Origin of the sequence: Clavibacter lycopersici, assembly GCF_003576405.1 — a bacterium.
In the GTDB taxonomy this organism is placed as follows: domain Bacteria; phylum Actinomycetota; class Actinomycetes; order Actinomycetales; family Microbacteriaceae; genus Clavibacter; species Clavibacter lycopersici.
The window spans coordinates 1-829 of record NZ_QWGT01000462.1 but is presented as its reverse complement, the minus strand read 5'-3'; the positions used below and the strand labels follow the sequence as shown (position 1 = coordinate 829).

The following is an 829-nucleotide window of genomic DNA, read 5'->3' as shown; positions in this document are numbered from 1 at the left end:
CGGCGGCGGCGAGGAGCGCGCGGGGTGCGGGATCCGATGCCCCTGGACGGCAGGCCGCGCTCCGCTGCAGGGCGGACGTCGGCACGAGCGCTGACGCGCCCGCGGGCGGCAGCGCCACCTGGATCCGATCGCCGCGCCACTCCCCCGCGCCGGGCGTCGCACGGGCATCGAAGAGCCGGCTCTCGCCGCCGGCCAGCACGTGCTCCTGCCGGGTCGGGAGCGGGAGGATCACGGGCGGGCCCGCCGCCGCGCCCACGACCTGGAGCGGACCGCCCGCGCGTCGACCCGACACGGCGAGCGCCACCCCGGCGTGCGGCCCCTCGCGGACGACGGCGGCCACCAGCTCGAGCAGGGCGGCCTGGTGCTCGGGCTCCAGGCGGGAGACGGCGACGTCGAGGTCGTCGGCCAGGACGAGGAGCGGATCACGCGGGGCACGTGGGTCGCGGATGCGGGCGACGACGGCGGCGACCGCGTCCCAGCAGCCCTCCGCGTCCGCGGGCACCTCCCGCACCTCGACGCCGGCGGCGACGGCGGACTCGGCGAGGGTGCGCAGGCACGTGCTGCGGCCGGATCCCGGACCGCCGACCACGAGCAGGTGGCCGTCCGTCGCCGGGCGCCACGCGGCCGTGGCCCGCCGCTGCTCCCCGGGCAGGTCGACGAGGGCGAACGGGACGACCGCCGCCGGAGGTCCCGCGACCGCGGATCCGTGCCGGACGAGGGGCGGCACCGCCGCCAGCTCCGCGAACGGGACGGAGGCGGGCAGCGGATCCAGCCACGGGCGCCGCACGGGACCGCGGGTCGCGCGGGCGGCGGCGATGCGGGCGAGGTC

Annotated in this window: 1 pseudogene; it reads right to left on the bottom strand. The window is 80.3% G+C overall.

The features are described 5' to 3' along the window. A pseudogene (locus tag DZG00_RS15950) lies at positions 1–829 on the bottom strand (FtsK/SpoIIIE domain-containing protein); the annotation flags it as partial.